Here is a 16,222-nt window from a genome sequence, read left to right on the forward strand (position 1 = left end):
GTCAGCGCCTGGGCGGCGCCACGGTCAGCATGAGCTGCTGCACGATGCTCTCGGGGCGCACGTCGTCGAACTCCGCCTCAGGCTGCAGCACCAGGCGATGCGCGAGCGCGGGCACGGTGAGCGCCTTGACATCGTCGGGTGTGACGTAGTCGCGGCCGTGGATGGCCGCCCACGCGCGAGCGGTGCGGACGAGCGCGAGCGCACCGCGCACCGAGACGCCCAGGCGCACCTCGTCGGCCTCGCGCGTCGCCTCGACCAAGCGTGCGACGTAGTCGACGATCGACGCCTCGACGTGCACCTTGCGGATCGTCGCGGCCATCGCCTGGATGGCCCGGGAATCCGTCACCGGAGCGATGTCCTCCGGTCGCACCTCGTCGCCCGAGTCCGTCAGGATGCGCAGGGTCGAGGCGTGGTCGGGATAGCCGATGGACGCCTTGAGCGCGAAGCGATCGAGCTGCGCCTCGGGCAGCTGGTAGGTGCCGGCATGCTCGATCGGGTTCTGGGTGGCGATCACCATGAACGGCTGCGGCACGGCATGCGTGATGCCGTCGACGGTGACGTGCCCCTCCTGCATGACCTCGAGCAGCGCGGACTGCGTCTTCGGGCTGGCGCGGTTGATCTCGTCCGCGAGCACGATGTTGGCGAAGACGGGGCCCGGTCGGTACTCGAACTCGCTGCGCCCCTGGCTCCAGACGCTCACGCCCGTAATGTCGCCCGGCAGCAGGTCGGGGGTGAACTGGATGCGGCTGGCGGTGCCGTCGATCGTGGCCGCAAGCGCGCGGGCGAGCGAGGTCTTGCCGGTGCCCGGGTTGTCCTCGATCAGCAGGTGGCCGTGGCTGAGCATGGCTGTCAGCGAGAGCTGCACCGCGAGCGGCTTGCCGACGAGCACGCGCTCGACCCGCTCGACGATCAGCTCCGCCAGCTCTTGGACGCTCGCGACATCGACGTTCACGACGGGCTCCTCCCTGCTCACAGCCCGCAGCCCGCGACGGTCGGCGCGAGGTCTCGGTGGGGCCCGGACTCCAGATAGGTTACGACCCCCCAGGCTTCCACCTGTGTCGCCCCCGCCGGAACGGGCTCGGATGCCGGTTGCTCGGGCGTCCACTCGCCGTTGACCCGGTACGAGGCGACGACCGATGCTTGGATCTGCGGGTCGGCGTTGCCGGGCGCCGTGGCGCGCAGCGGCACGAGCGGCACGCACTCGTCGACGGTGGCCTCCAGATTCAACGGCATCTCGCTGCCGACCGTCGTCGAGTCGGAGCAGATCGAGCCGTCGCCCGCGCCCGATGGTGCGCAGACCCGCAAGTCGACCGCCGCCATGCGTCCGTAGGCGAACGACGTGGTCGTGGGTGTGAGCCACGACCCCTGGCTGACGCGCGCCCAGACCGGCTCCGTGGCCTGCGGGGACTGACGGATGCGCGCCTCGAACCACTGGCCCTGCGGCAGTGTCGGCACGGCCGTGAGCCGCAGGTCGAGGGCGTCGTCGCGCACCTGGCCTGCTCCCGCGGCGACCGTGACGGCCGACGGGGCGACCGGCGCGGGCTTGCCGAAGACCGGATCGGAGGTGGAGACGGAGCAGTGCCAGCCGTTGTCGGCGATGACGGCGACCACCACGCGAGAGCCCTCGCTCACGGCCCGCGAGCCGCTCAGCCCCACGCCGCCGGCGGGCGCGCCGCCGCCCGCACTGCTGCACGTGAGCGATCCGAGATCATCGACCGGCACGATCCGCATGGTGTAGCCGACGCTGGATGCGCCGCCCGCGTCCACCCGCGACCAGGTCGCGGTCACCGTGCTCGCCGTGCGGCCGGTGATCAGCACCGTCGTGGTGGCAGGCTCGCCCACGGCCGTGAACGGCACCGGAGCGGTGGGCCACCGCCAGCCCTCGTCGGGCACACCGGCAGCGTTGACGGCCGCCACCGCGACGCTGTAGGCGAGGCCGGGGCTGAGGTCGCTGACCACCGTCGATCGCTCACTCGCCCCGGTGCGGATGATGCGATCGGCGCCGTTGCCGGTCACGCGCACGAGGTAGCCCTCGATCGGCGTGCCGCCCTGCGGCTGCTGCACACCCTGCCAGGCGATGCGTACCGAGCCCGGGGCGACGGACGGTGTCGCCGTCACGCCTCTGACGAGCTCGGGCCGTCGGTCGGCGTGCACCGGATCGGAGGGCGCGGAGCGCTGGCTCTCGCCGAGCGCGTTGACAGCGACGGCGCTCAGCCTGAGCTCGACGCCCGCCGGCAGCCCCTCGATGCGGCATCGGGGCTCGGCGCCGCAGTCATAGCTGAGTCCGTTGCCCACGATGCGATAGCCAGTGATCGGGCTGCCGTTCGCCGCCGGAGGCTCGATCGTCATCGTTACCACGCCGTCGATGTGCTCGTCGAAGGCCTGCACCGGCGGCTCTGGCGCATCCGGGACATCCTGCACGGTGACCGTGATCGGGCTCCAGACGCCGCGCCGCGGGTCACCGGTCACGTCGAGCACCAGCACGCGCACGATCGTGGTGCCGATCACCGCTCCGTCCGAGACGGAGACCGTGACGCGGTCGCCGTTGAGGGTCGCGCTCACTCCGCGTGCCGCAGCGCCGTCCTCGCTGATCGCGGCGATGCGCAGCGGCGACGACGGGAAGGGGTTCGACGCCTCGTCGTTGACGAGCGGATCGACGGTCGCGCTCTGGCCGCGCTGCACGGTGACCGTGTCTGCGCCGGGCGCGACCTTCGGCTTGGTGGTCGTGATGACCGCGAGCCTGATCGGCCCCGGCACGCCGGCGCCGGCCGCGTCGCTCACTCCGACCTGCAGCTGCTCCGCCGTGCCGGGCGGCGTGTCGGCGAGCGCCTCGACCGTGAGCGTCGATCCCTGGATCGAGGCGCGGAACCCGGCCGGCACCGCCCCCTCGATCGACCAGACCGCATCCGCCAGCCGTGTCTCGACGGATGCCCTCGTGATGCGGCCGAGATCGATGTCGCGCGAGTTGCCGGGCTCGAGCTGCACGAACGAGCCGAGCACGCTCAGCGGCACGTCGTCGCCCGCGACCACCTCGATCGGCAGCACGATGGCGCCGACGCGCCCGTCCGGATCGGTGGGCGAATCACCGTCCGTGACCTCGAAGGCGATGCTCGCGGGACCGTAGTAGCCCGCTGGCGGCACGTAGCGGAGCGTGCGGGCGTCGATGACCGGGTTGCTGCCGTCGGAGGGCGCTGCATCCACGGTGCTGGCGTCGGTGATCAGCGCGCCGTCGCCGTCCACGGTCGCGACCACGTCATCGATCGCGATCTCCAGCGTCTGGCCCGCCTGCACCGTCAGCGGGGCGACGCCGGGGCGCAGCTGCGGCAGCGCATCGAGTCGGCCAGGCACGGCGATGACGGCCATCGCCGCGGCGGCGGGATCGTCGGTCCTCGCGATCGCGTAGGGCACGAAGCGCGTGCGGTCGCCGACCTCGATCTCCAGCGCCCCGTCGTCGCGCAGCTCCACGCCGGGGCTCGGCAGCGGCAGCGTCGCCTGCAGCACGTCGCTGCGCCCATCGCGCACGGACGCATGCGCGAGCGGATCGATCACGACGCTGTCGGCCTGGGCGATCGACTCGATGGCCACCTGCACGTCGTCGACGTCGGGCGCCGGGGGCGGCGCCGCGGGATCGACGTCGATCCGCAGCCAGCTGGTGGAGGTGGAGCCTGCGGCATTCGCCACGGTGACGAGGACGCCGATGTCGTCGGGGTCGGCGCTCGCGGTCACCATCACCGCGTCCTCGCGCTGCTCGGCCGCGGCTCCGGGCGTGACGACCTCGAGCGAGACGATCTCGAGCGGCAGCCCCGCGGGGTCGCGGTCGTTGTCGAGCACCGGCACGACGAGGGTCGAGTCGGGCCGCATCTGCGCCTCGTCGGCGACCAGCACGGGCGGCAGGGCGGGACCGGACGGCACGACGGCGACGCGCACCGTGCCCTCGGCGACCGCGCCGAGGTCGTCCACGATGCGGTAGCGGAACTCGTCGGTGCCCGGCGAGTACTCGCCCGCCTGATAGCGGAGCGTGGAGCGGCCGGGCTGCGTGACGAACCCGAGCGCCGGGGCGGTCGACGGTCCGAGCAGCTGCACGGGGTCACCGTTCGGATCCGCGTGCGAGAGCGGGAGCGCGAGGTCGACGCTCGCGCCGGCGATCACGCGTGCGTCCACGGTCGGCGCGATGGGGGCGGCGTTCGTGGTCTGTGTCGCGGCGACCACGCGCAGCGTCACCTCCGCGCTCGCGGTCTGGCCGTCCGGTCCGATCACGGCGTAGGCAGCCGTGAACGTGCCCGGTTCGCTGTCTGCGATGTACCGCATCCGGTCGCCGTCGGCGAACAGGAGACCGGCTTCTGGTGCGGTCACCAGCTTCGGGTCGAGCTCGATCGGCAGGCCGTCGGGCTGCTCATCGTTGGCGAGCACCGGGATCTCGACCAGACCGCCGGGGCGCACGGAGACGACGTCGTCGCGAGCGATGGGCGGCTGCACGGCCGCGACGCCCGCCTGCGACGCCAGCAGCACGCCCGTGGAGGTCGCGATGCCATTGGTCACGGTGTACTCGATCGCGGTCGCGGCCTCGAGGTCGTCGGTGAGGGCCAGCCGCAGCCGTTCGCCGTCGATCACCTCGGCCCGCACCCCGGGTGCGGTGTCGCTCGCCCCTGTAAGCGCGATGACGCCGCCGGCGGGGTCGTAGGCGAGGTCCTCGACAGCGAGCTCGATCGCGCTGATCGCGGGGATGGCTGCGCGGACGGGAAGGGTCACGGGGGCCGAGGATGCGTCGGCGCCCTCGAGCACGCGCACGACGACGCGGCCCTGCATCGTCGTCGCACCATCGGTGACCACGTAGGCGAAGCGCAGCAGCCCCGGCTCGGACGGGGTCACGCGGATCGTGCCGTCCGAGAAGTTGGGCTCGACCGGCAGATCGTTCGCGACGACGTTGTGGAGGCTGAGCTCCCCCGTGCCGCCGCGGGCCGACAGCAGCGGCTCGAGCACGAGCTCCTGCCCGGCGCGCGTGGTGGCGGTCACCGGCTGGGCGCTGATGGGCACCGCGCCCGCGTGCACCGTGAGCTGGATCGGCGCGGTCGTCTCGGTGGTGCCGTCGGTGACGGTCACGAGTACCTCGCGCTGCGCCCCGATGCGGCCGTCCCGGAACTCCAGCCGTCCGTCTGGCCGCACCGTGACCCGGTCGGGCGCCTCTGCCTCTGCCGCGACGACCGCGAGCGGGTCGCCGTCGGGATCGACCCAGCCGTCGAGGGCGTCGAGCACGATCTCGCCGCCGGCCTCGAGCGTGGCCTGCTGCGGACGCACGAGCTCGGGGGCATCGTTCCCGGCTCGAACCGTCACGGTCGCGGTCGCGGCGGCCGAGTCGGTGCCATCCGATATCTCGTACCTGACGACCGCGTCCCCCTCCGCCGGGGCCGCGAGGCGGATGCCACGGCCGTCCGGCGTCAGGCTCACGGAGGCGTCCTGGCGGTCGACGGAAGCCTCGGTGATCACGATCGGATCGCCGTTCGCGTCGGAGTCGTTCAGCAGCACCGGGAGCACCGTCGCGGCGCCGGGGCGGGCGCCGAGCTCGTCGTCGACCGCGACCGGCGGCTGCGGCTCGGCAGCGACCGTCTCCTCGATCGTCTCCCCCGCCGCAGGCGTCTCCGGTGCCGGCTGCTCGTCGCTCAGCTGCCAGCCGGTGATGCGCTCGCCGTTGCGATCGAGCGCCCAGCTGTCGCCGGAGCCGGGGTCGACGGCGGCGGTCGCGCTGCCGCGCTGTCGGATCCGCAGGTCGGCATCCGCTGCCACGCCGTCCAGCGAGAGCACGACCGGCTCCTCCCCCTCGCAGGATCGCCAGGCGGTGCCGTCATGCCAGATCGCGAAGGTGCAGCCGTTGCTCACGACGGGACTCGCCGCGGCGCCGCGCGCTCCCGAGGCGAGCACCGACGATCCGGCGATGCCGAGCTGCTGCCGCACGAGCGAGTCGTCGGTGCCGTAGACCAGCGAGGAGGAGGCCTCCCCCGGCGCCTGCAGGCGGACGCCGGTGGCGCCGAGCGTGGTCTGCCAGGTGCTGGTCGAGAGCACCCCGGATCCCGCGTCGTAGAGCACCCAGTCGTCGCCGAGCGCGGTGAGCTGGAGGGACGGTGCCGCAGGAGACACCGGCGCGCGATCGCTCGCGATGATCTCTCCCGCCCGGTCGACGCGCAGCACGCGGCCCAGCCCGGGCGAGGCGGCGAGCAGATCCTGCTCGGCGAGCACCGCGACACCGCCGCGCCCGAGCGCGACCACGGGATCGCCGAGCGGTGCACCCTCGGCGAGGGCACCGGTCGTCGAGCGCCAGACATCGCCCGTCGTGGGCGATGTGACGACGACGCGGTCGTCGCGGACGCCCACGACGGCGCCCGCTGCGATGGGCACCGCTGGCCCCGCCTGCGTCGCCCCCTCACGCACCACCCGGACGGTGGAGGCGTCACGGTCGACGATGACGGTGCCGTCGGCCGCGGTGATCGCCTCGTCGGCCACACCGACGCGCACGACCCGCTCGATCGTGGCGTTGGCGGTGTTCGCCAGCCCGATCACGCCCTGCTCGTCGTTCGCGACCCAGATGCTCGAGCCGTCGATCGCTGGTTCGACCGCCGCGTAGCCCGGGGAGAGCACAGCCCCGGCGACGACGCCGGCGACGAGCAGCGTGCCGAGCGCAGCGCCCGCGGTGCCGCGCTTCACGGCAGCGGCTCCGCGCAGGCCTCGGTGGGCTCCCCCGTGGAGCCGTCGCGGTTCACCGCGACCGTGATGCAGAGCCGTTCATCCGGGGCACCCGTGAGCGTGAAGTCGCGCCCGCCCTGGATGAGCGCATCCCCGGTGGAGGGCACGCGAACGTGATAGGTGTCGGTGTCGATGAGCCCTGGATCCGTCCAGGTGAAGACGACCCTGCCCGACTCGGGCACCGCCGCGATCTCGGTGACGACCGGGATCTGCTGGGAGACGCTCGAGAGCGCCATCGCCGCCACCGCGACGATGCCGAGCACGACGACGCTCGCGACGCCGACGCCCACGCCCACCGCGATGCGCTTCGGCTTCTGCGGCTGCCGACGGCCGGTCGACTGCGAGATGTCCACGCGGCTGCCGGTGATGCCCGGGGACCGCCGCGAGCGGCGCTGCCGCAGCCGGAGCGCATCCGGATCGGTCTTCGGCGTCGGCTCCGGCGCGGGGGCCGCGGCCCACGCATCGATCTCGACCTCGATCGGCGTCTCGGCGAACCCGAGCTCGCGCTGCGCGGCCTGCAGGGCCACCAGCATCGCCTGCACCGACTCGTAGCGGTCGCCCGGCTTCGCGGAAAGCGCCTTGTCGAGCACCGCCCGCAGCGGCTGCGGGATGCTGCGCGAGGGCAGCAGGTCGTGGGCGATGATCCGAGCGCTGAGCGCGTCGTGGCTGTTCGTCCTCCCCGGCTGCTCGGCGGGGCTGCGGCCGGCGATGAGCGAGAAGAGGGTCGCCGCCAGCGACCACACCTCGGTGGCGACCGTGCCGCCGGTCTCGCCGCGCAGCACCTCCGGCGCAGCCCACGGCACCGAGACCCCCGCGGCTTCGGAGGCGTCGTGCTGGAGGCCCGCGATGCCGAAGTCGCTCAGCACCGGATGCCCGAACGAGGTGGTCAGGATGTTCGCGGGCTTGATGTCGCGGTGCAGCACGCCGGCGCGGTGGGCGGTCTCGATGGCGGCGCCGATGCGGATGGCGATGCGCAGCGCCGCCTCGGGCGCGAGCGGCTCGGTGCGGAACCGTTCGCCGAGATCGGGGCTCGCAAGCTCCATCACCAGGTAGGGGCGGCCGTCGCTCGCGACGGAAGCGCTGTAGACCGTCAGGATGCCCGGGTGCGAGGAGAGGCGGCCCATGAGGTTGACCTCCGAGCGGAACGCGCTGCGCACCTCCTCATCGACGAGCTCGGCGAGCAGCACCTTCACGGCGACGGGCCGCCGTGGCAGCGCCTGCTCGTACAGGAAGACATCGGCGTACCCGCCCGTGCCGAGCACGTGGAGATGCGAGAAGCCGGGCAGCACCGGCGGCGCGGAGGGGAGCCGCCTGGCCATCAGGACCGCCTGGTCTCCTCGTCGCGCAGCGTCGTGCGCGGCACCGTGCGGTCGACGTCGTCGACCGTGGGAGCCTTCGTGACGTCGACGACGATGACGGTCACGTTGTCGCGACCCCCGTTGTCGAGCGCAGCGGCGACGAGCGCGCTCGCGGCGTCTGCCGGGTTCTCGTGCTCCCACAGCAGCCGCTCGATGTCGACGTCGCGCACCTCCTTGGTGAGGCCGTCGGAGCACACGAGCAGGCGCAGCTGCGGCATGATCGGCAGCAGGAAGTAGTCGGGCACCGGATCGATGCCGGCGCCGACGCCGCGCGTGACCACGTTCGCCTCCGGGTGCGTCTCCGCCTCCTCCTCGGTGAGCAGACCGGCGTCGATCAGCTCCTGCACCACCGAGTGGTCGATCGTGATGCGCGTCAGACGCTCGCCGAGCATCGCGTACGTGCGCGAGTCGCCGACGTTGAACACCGCGAAGTGCGGTGCGCCGTCGTGCAGCGCGAACGCGCAGCCGGTGACGGTCGTGCCCGCCGCGCCCTCGCCGTCGCCCAGCTTCTCGATCTCGTCGGTCGCCTGGCGGAGCGCGTCGACGACGTCGATCGGCTCGACCGCGTCCATGCCCTGCAGCTCGCCGAGGTGCTCCGCGACCGACCGGCTCGCGAGGTCGCCGTGCGAGTGCCCGCCCATGCCGTCGGCGACCGCGAAGATCGGCGGCTGCGTCACGAGGGAGTCCTCGTTGTGCTGACGGCGGAAGCCTGTGTCGGTCATGCCTGCCCAGCGCACGGCGAACCGAGTGCCTTCAGGCCCCTGTGTGGCGTACTCGCCGGTCGCCGCTCCGATATGGGTCACGTCTTCCAGTCTCCCATGCCGTGCGCGTCCGCCGCGCATCGCGCGCGGCAGGGCTCGCGCTAGAGCTTCCCCTGCAGGATGCGATGCCAGTACGCACGCGGCAGCGCGTAGCGGTCGAGCACGTGCCACAGCGGCGTCGACCTGATCTGATCGGGCACCGGCAGGCTGTGCCGCACGCGCAGTGCCCGGTCGTACTCGCCGAACGACAGGCTGCGCCTGGAGGTCGCGATGGGTGCGACGGTGTACCCGTCGTAGCGCTGCAGCGGCAGTCCTCCGCGAGCGCGGCGGATGTTCTCGACGGCGATCTTCACCTGCTCGCGCAGGGCTCCCCCCGTGCGGCCGGATCCGAGGTCGGCGCCGTCGCCGACGGCCCAGATGCGCGGGTGCTCCCTGTGGCGGAGCGTCTCGGGATCGATCGCGATGAAGCCCCCGGTGCGCTCGCCGTCGAGTCCGGAGTCGGCGATCAGCTGCGGGGCGGCGTACGGCGGGTGCAGCGCGACGAAGTCGGCATGCTCGACGGTGGTGCCGTCCGGCCCAGCGAGCGCGACCGCACCGCCATCGATGCGCTCGATGCGCGTGTCGAGGCGCACGTCGACGCCGTAGGCATCGAGGTGCCGGCGGATCTCCCGCTCGATCGGCTCGACGGCATGCAGCCGCGCGCCCTCATGGACCAGCACGACGTGGATGCGGTCGAGCACCCCCCCGGCCTGCCACATGTCGCACGCGATGAAGAGCGGCTTGAACGCGGTCTCCTGCCCCGACGCCGGCTGCTCATGCACGTGGAACACGGCGCGACCGCTCGTCATGGCCTCGATCTTCGCGTGGGCGTCCGCGAGTCCGTCCTCGACGAAGGTCGTGATGGCCGTGCCCGCGGCGAGGGCCTCGGCCGCGCCCGGCAGTCGATCCCAGTCGATGCGCGCGCCAGGCGCGAGCAGGATGTCTCGCCCGCGCACCTCGCTGCCATCGGCGCAGCGCACGACGCGACGCACCGGATCGACCGACACCGCCGCGGTGCGATGCCACACCACCCCGTCCGGGATCAGCGAGGCCTGCGGCCTCGACAGCGCATCGAAGTCGGCGAGGCCGGTGCCGACGTAGTGCTGCAGCGGCTTGTAGACGTGCCGCTCGGCCGGCTCGATCAGGCCGACGTCCTCGCTTCCCCTGCGCAGCAGGTGCGCCGCTGCCGACAGCCCCCCGTTGCCGCCGCCGACCACCAGGACATCGTGCACGTGTTCGCTCGTCATGTCGCGACGCTACCCCCGCGGCGCTGTGTGAGCACCCAGTCCGGCGCGCCTCGTGCGTCGATGAGGTCGCGCAGCAGCGGCGCCATCGTGAGCGTCGCGTCGATCGCCATCGCCAGCTCGGCGCAGCGGCCGGCCGTGCGGCTCCTGCCGACGAAGAACTGCAGGAACCCCACGATCACGAGCAGCGGGGCGCGCGCCTCCAGCGGCACCGCCGCGGCGATGGCCGCCCAGCGGCGCAGGCGATCGTGCAGGATCGCCGGGTCGGGTGCGGGTCCGGTGCCCATGAAGCGATTCGCGGCGGCTTCGACGGCGAGCGGCGACCCCCGCTCGATCGCGGCCAGCGTCGCCGTCGCGGCCGCCTCGCCATCGATCGCGAGCTCGATGGCGAGGTCTCGCATCGCGGGGCTGCCGACGAGCATGCTCGCGAGCGCCACCGTCCTGGCGACCTCCCGGTCGAGTGCCTCCGACGCCCCGTCGAGGCTCGTCGAGAGCGCGACGGCGCGCTCGAGCAGCGGGATCGGATCGGCGTGCGCGGCCTCCAGATCGGCGGGCCCGAGCTGCTGCAGCCACTCGGCGACCGCCGAGGTGGCAGCGCTGCACTCGTCGCCGGGCACGCCGGGGATCGGCGCGGGCACCGGCACCGTCGGCAGCGGGTCCTCGAGCAGGTCGAGCTCGGCCAGCGGCCCCCGAGCCCCGTCGGGATGCGCGTAGTCGCCCCAGGCATCGGGGGCGAGCGCGAGCAGCTCGAGCGTCGCGATGCCCCAGCGTGCCAATCGCTCGGACACCCGGCGCAGCTCGATGCGCAGCGGCAGCGGGCCGGGGCCGAGCGGCGCATCGAGGCATGCGATGAGCACCACCGCGTCGCCGCCCTGCATCGCTGCGCGGATGGTGTTCGCGGTCACGGCGACATCACGGCGGCCAGGAAGATCGAGCAGCATCGGCATGCCCGATCGGCCCGCCGTGAACGGCAGTGCGGCGAGCGAGGGCGCCGCATCCTGCCCGACGAGGCGCGGCAGCAGGCGCAGCAGGGACTGTGGTGTGCGAAGGCGAACGGTCTCCATGGGCGGCAGGATGCGCCACCTCGGGCGTGGTTCGCTGCGCTCCGCGCGACGCCTGTGGAGAGTCCCTGCTGTGGCGCCCCACGCTGCCCGCGATGATCGCTTGCGGCATACCCCCTGGGGGTATATGGTCGCGCCATGAGCGACACCAACCGATCCGCGTTCCGGCACGCCGACCACGGGCGCGGCGACAGCGACGCGCACACCGACCACGGCGATCACGGCGATCACGGCGATCACGGCGATCACAGCAATCACACCGACCACAGCGGACACGGCGACCACAGCGACCACGTCGCCATCTTCCGGCGCCTGTTCTGGTGGATGCTGGCGCTCACGGTGCCGACCGTGCTGCTCAGCGGCATGTTCGCCTCGATCGTCGGCTACAGCCTGCCCGATTGGTCGTGGCTGCCGTGGATCTCGCCCGTGCTCGGCACCGTCATCTACGTCGTCGGCGGGCGGCCCTTCCTGACCGGTGCCGTCGACGAGCTCAGGGCCCGGAAGCCCGGGATGATGCTCCTCATCGGGCTCGCGATCACGGTCGCGTTCGTCGCGTCCTGGGCCTCGTCGCTCGGCTTCGCCGACCACGAGCTCGAGTTCTGGTGGGAGCTGGCACTGCTCGTCACGATCATGCTCTTCGGTCACTGGATCGAGATGCGCTCGCTCGCCCAGACCTCCTCCGCGCTCGACTCGCTGGCCGCGCTGCTGCCCGATGAGGCCGAGCGCGTCGTCGATGGCGGCATCGAGCGGGTCTCGCCCGATGATCTGCGCCTGGACGACGTGGTCATCGTGCGCCCCGGCGCGCGAGTGCCAGCGGACGGGGTGATCGTGGACGGCTCGGCGAGCTTCGACGAGTCGATGATCACCGGCGAGTCGCGGCCCAGCGCGCGCGGCGTCGGCGATCGGGTCGTGGCGGGCACCGTCGCGACCGACTCCGGCGTGCGCGTGCGCGTCGACGCGGTCGGCGACGACACCGCGCTCGCGGGCATCCGCAAGCTCGTCGCCGACGCGCAGGCCTCCAGCTCCCGCGCGCAGCGGCTCGCGGACCGCGCCGCGGGCTGGCTCTTCTGGTTCGCGCTGGGCGCCGGCATCATCACGGCGATCGTCTGGACGGTGGTCGGCATGCCCGACGCCGCCGTCGTGCGAGCCGTCACCGTGCTCGTGATCGCCTGCCCCCACGCCCTCGGTCTCGCCATCCCACTCGTCGTGTCGATCGCGACCGAGCGCGCCGCCCGCGGGGGTGTCCTCGTCGCCGACCGGCTCGCGCTCGAGACCATGCGGCAGGTGGAGATCGTGCTGTTCGACAAGACCGGCACGCTGACGGCAGGAGAGCCCGCGGTGATCGAGCTGATCGCCGTCGACGGCGACTCCGACCGCCTCCTCCGGCTCGCCGCAGCCGCCGAGTCGCCGAGCGAGCACCCGCTGGCCAGGGCGATCACGCGCGCGGCAGAGCAGGCGCAGCTGCCGGTGGCCGATGCCGACGACTTCACCTCCTCCCCCGCCGTCGGCGTCACCGCCACGGTCGATGGCCACCGCGTGCGCGTCGGCGGCCCCCACATGCTCGACGAGGAGCGCGCGAGCGAGCTGCCGGAGGTCGAGGCATGGAGGGCGGAGGGCGCGATCATCCTGCACGTCGTCGTCGACGGCGAGGTCGCGGGGGCGCTGCGCCTGGCCGACGAGATCCGAGCGGAGTCGCGACAGGCGGTCGATGCGCTCCACGCGCTGGGCATCGAGGTCGGCATGATCACCGGCGATGCCGAGGCGGTGGCGCAGTCGGTCGCCAAGGAGCTCGGGATCGATCGCGTCTCGGCCGGCGTGCGACCGGAGCACAAGGAGCGCGAGGTCGCGCAGCTGCAGGAGGCCGGCCGCACGGTGGCGTTCGTGGGAGACGGCGTGAACGATGCGCCGGCACTCGCTCGCGCCGACGTGGGCCTCGCCATCGGCGCGGGCACGGATGTCGCGATCGCGTCGGCCGACGTGATCCTCGCAAGCTCCGACCCGCGCAGCGTGCTGTCGGTCGTGCAGCTGTCGCGGGCCAGCGCCAAGAAGATGGTGCAGAACCTCTGGTGGGCCGCCGGCTACAACCTGATCTCCGTGCCCCTCGCCGCCGGCATCCTGGCGCCGATCGGGTTCGTGCTGCCGATGTCGGTGGGCGCGCTGCTCATGTCGGCGTCGACCGTGGTGGTGGCGCTCAACGCGCAGCTGCTGCGTCGCCTCGACCTCGATCCCGCGCGCTCGGCAGCGTCGGTGCTCGCAGATCGCTAGCAGTCCAGGTCGCTAGCGTGGGGTGATGCGCACTCGCCCAGAGCTCACCGGTTCCTTCGGCGCCGTCGCCTCCACCCACTGGCTCGCGTCGTCGAGCGGCATGGCGGTGCTGGAGCGCGGCGGCAACGCCGCCGACGCGGCGGCTGCGGCGGGCTTCGTGCTGCACGTGGTCGAGCCGCACCTCAACGGCCCCGGCGGCGACCTGCCGCTCATCGTGCGCGTCCCCGGGGCCGAGCCGCGGGTGCTGTGCGGCCAGGGCGTGACCCCGGCGGCCGCGACGATCGAGCGGATGCGCGCCGAGGCCGTCGAGCACATCCCCGGCACCGGTCTCCTCTCCGCCGTCGTGCCGGGTGCGGTGCCCGCGTGGCTCACGCTGCTGCGTGAGCACGGCACCTGGGCTCCGGCCGACGTGCTGTCGTTCGCCATCGAGCTCGCCGACCGCGGCCATCGGGTGCTGCCGCGCGTCGCACGCACGATCGCGGGCCGCGCCGACTACTTCCGCGAGCACTGGCCGGCTTCCGCACAGCTTTGGGCAGACCCCGCGCCTGCCGACTGGGCGATGATCCGCAACCCCGCGCTCGCCGAGACCTACCGCCGGCTGGCCGACGCCGGTCGCGGCAAGGACCGCGAGGCCGCGTGCGATGCGGCGATCGCCGCCTGGAGCGAGGGCTTCGTCGCCGAGGCGATCGACCGCCACAGCCGCGCCGCCACCATGGACTCCTCCGGCGACGCGCACGCGGGACTGCTGACCGGCGACGACCTCGCCACCTGGCGTCCGACCTGGGAGGACACGCTCGCGCTGCCCTGGCGCGGCACGACCGTGCACAAGGTGGGTGCGTGGTCACAGGGCCCGGCGCTCCTCGCACAGCTCGGCATGCTCGAGCCGCTGCTGCCCGAGACGGCGGATGCGTTCGATGCCGACCTCGTGCACCTCGCGACCGAGGCGGCGAAGCTCGCGTTCGCCGATCGCGACGCGTGGTTCGGCGACGGTGCTGACCTGTCGCGGCTGCTCGCGCCCGACTACCTCGCCGAGCGGCGAGCGCTCATCGGCGCGGAGGCGTCGCTCGAGCTGCGGCCCGGCGCGCTGCGCGGCGAGCCGCGGATGCCGCGGGTGCAGACCGCGGATGAGGCGGAGACACCCGACGGCGCGGGCGAGCCGACGCGCGGCGACACATGCCACATCGACGTCGTGGATCGCGACGGCATGGTCATCTCGGCGACGCCGTCGGGCGGATGGCTGCAGTCGAGCCCCGCGATCGCCGAGCTCGGCTTCTGCCTGGGCACGCGGGCGCAGATGCTGTGGCTGGAACCGGGTCTGCCCACGAGCCTGGCTCCCGGCATCCGCCCGCGCACCACGCTGTCGCCGACGATGCTCGTCGACGATGACGGCGCGGTCGCGGCGCTCGGCACTCCCGGCGGCGACCAGCAGGATCAGTGGCAGCTCTCGATGCTGCTGGGGATGCGCGTGCTCGGCCTCACCCCGCAGGCGGCGATCGACGCGCCCGCCTGGCACATCACGCATCTCGTCTCGTCGTTCGAGCCGCGGGTGTGGGAGCCGGGCGGCCTGCACGTCGAGTCGCGGCTCGGCGACGCGACGATCGCCGAGCTGCGCCGTCGCGGGCATGACGTGACCGATGCCGGGCCCTGGTCGCTCGGTCGCCTGTCGTTCGCCTCCTTCGACGCCGACGGCACGATCCGGGCGGCGGCCAATCCGCGGGGCGAGCAGGGCTACGCGGTCGTGCGCTAGATGCGATCGATGACCCGGCACGCGCGCACGGCACGATGGGCATCCCTGACCCTCGTCGCCGCCCTCGCCCTCACGGGCTGCGGTCCGGATCGCCAGCCGCAGCCGACGTCGTCGACCACACCGAGCGCGGTCGCCCCCACGCCGACGCCGACTCCGACGCCGACTCCCTCTCCGACGTCGGCAGCGCCCGCCGACCCGCTGCCAGAGGGCGCCGTCACCGCACTGCTGCTGGGCACCGACTCCCGCACCCCGGGCAGCATGACCGGCCAGGCCGACGCGATCATGCTCGCCCAGATCTCTGCAGACCGCGAGTCGCTCTCGCTCGTGTCGATCACGCGCGATTCCTGGGTGCCGCTCGCCGGCGGCCTCGGCTCCGGCAAGATCAACTCCGCGTTCGCCCGCGGTGGCACGTCGGTGATGGTGGAGACGGTCTCGGCCATGTTCGGCGGGCTCGACATCGACTACGTGGTGCAGTCGGACTTCGAGGGGTTCATCGCCCTCACGCGCGCGCTCGACGGCTTCGACGCCGAGAACCAGCACCCCACGCGGGTGACGGTCAACAGCACCGGCCGGGTGGTCGACTTCACGGCGGACCCCGTGCACCTCGCGGGCACCGACGGCCTCATCTACGTGCGGCAGCGCAAGGGGTTGCCGCAGGGCGACCTCGACCGCACCGAGCGGCAGCGATCCGCCGTGATCGGGATGCTCGAGCGCATCGACGAGATCGCGACCGCGGATCCCGCGGAGCTCATGACCGTCTTCGGCCACTTCGCCGCCCGCCTCAAGATCACCGGCGGCCTGTCGATCGACGACATGCTCGCGCTCAGCGACCTGAGCAGCACTCTCGAGCGCGACGACGTCGTCAGCCTGATGGCGCCGATCACCGGCTTCGGCACGATCGGCGGACAATCGGTCAACACCGTCGATCAGTCCCAGACCGCTGCGCTCGGCGACGCCCTGCGGCAGGGCGACATCCAGCCCTACGTCGACCGGTACGGCACCGGCTACTGAG

9 protein-coding genes are annotated in these 16,222 nt (G+C 73.0%); 3 read left to right on the forward strand and 6 right to left on the reverse strand.

Annotated elements, in window-relative coordinates:
• Position 1: 1 nt before the first annotated feature.
• Genes ABG090_RS08795 through ABG090_RS08820 form a run of 6 tightly spaced genes read right to left on the reverse strand, consistent with a single transcriptional unit; the run spans position 2 to position 11,201 of the window.
• Positions 2–952, reverse strand: a complete 951-nt coding sequence (locus tag ABG090_RS08795) for a MoxR family ATPase (protein WP_347754106.1) — start codon at positions 950–952, stop codon at positions 2–4.
• A gap of 17 nt (positions 953–969) precedes the next feature.
• Positions 970–6,696, reverse strand: a complete 5,727-nt coding sequence (locus ABG090_RS08800) for an Ig-like domain-containing protein (RefSeq protein ID WP_347754107.1) — start codon at positions 6,694–6,696, stop codon at positions 970–972.
• Positions 6,693–8,054 carry a serine/threonine-protein kinase gene (locus tag ABG090_RS08805; RefSeq protein ID WP_347754108.1) on the reverse strand — a complete coding sequence of 454 codons (1,362 nt, stop codon included), beginning with the start codon at positions 8,052–8,054 and terminating at the stop codon, positions 6,693–6,695. The genes ABG090_RS08800 and ABG090_RS08805 overlap by 4 nt, the downstream gene beginning before the upstream one ends.
• On the reverse strand, positions 8,054–8,896 hold the full coding sequence (locus ABG090_RS08810; RefSeq protein ID WP_347754109.1) for a protein phosphatase 2C domain-containing protein: 843 nt from the start codon (positions 8,894–8,896) through the stop codon (positions 8,054–8,056). Before ABG090_RS08810 ends, ABG090_RS08805 begins: the two co-directional genes overlap by 1 nt.
• A 59-nt stretch (positions 8,897–8,955) precedes the next feature.
• On the reverse strand, positions 8,956–10,140 hold the full coding sequence (locus ABG090_RS08815) for an FAD/NAD(P)-binding oxidoreductase (RefSeq protein ID WP_347754110.1): 1,185 nt from the start codon (positions 10,138–10,140) through the stop codon (positions 8,956–8,958).
• On the reverse strand, positions 10,137–11,201 hold the full coding sequence (locus ABG090_RS08820) for a hypothetical protein (RefSeq protein ID WP_347754111.1): 1,065 nt from the start codon (positions 11,199–11,201) through the stop codon (positions 10,137–10,139). The genes ABG090_RS08815 and ABG090_RS08820 overlap by 4 nt, the downstream gene beginning before the upstream one ends.
• A gap of 135 nt (positions 11,202–11,336) precedes the next feature.
• Here ABG090_RS08820 and ABG090_RS08825 point away from each other — a divergent pair, with 135 nt between their 5' ends.
• Genes ABG090_RS08825 through ABG090_RS08835 form a run of 3 tightly spaced genes read left to right on the forward strand, consistent with a single transcriptional unit; the run spans position 11,337 to position 16,221 of the window.
• The gene (locus ABG090_RS08825) at positions 11,337–13,463 is read left to right on the forward strand and encodes a heavy metal translocating P-type ATPase (protein ID WP_347754112.1); all 2,127 of its coding nucleotides are present in this window, start codon (positions 11,337–11,339) and stop codon (positions 13,461–13,463) included.
• Positions 13,464–13,488: 25 nt separating this feature from the next.
• Positions 13,489–15,210 (forward strand): gamma-glutamyltransferase, encoded by a 1,722-nt coding sequence (locus ABG090_RS08830; RefSeq protein ID WP_347754113.1) that lies wholly within the window; start codon positions 13,489–13,491, stop codon positions 15,208–15,210.
• Between the two features lie 9 nt (positions 15,211–15,219).
• Positions 15,220–16,221, forward strand: coding sequence for an LCP family protein (locus tag ABG090_RS08835; RefSeq protein ID WP_347754114.1), 1,002 nt, complete (start codon positions 15,220–15,222; stop codon positions 16,219–16,221).
• Position 16,222 lies beyond the last annotated feature (1 nt).

The sequence above is a fragment of the Agrococcus sp. ProA11 genome, from assembly GCF_039880525.1.
Classification (GTDB): Bacteria; Actinomycetota; Actinomycetes; order Actinomycetales; family Microbacteriaceae; genus Agrococcus; species Agrococcus chionoecetis.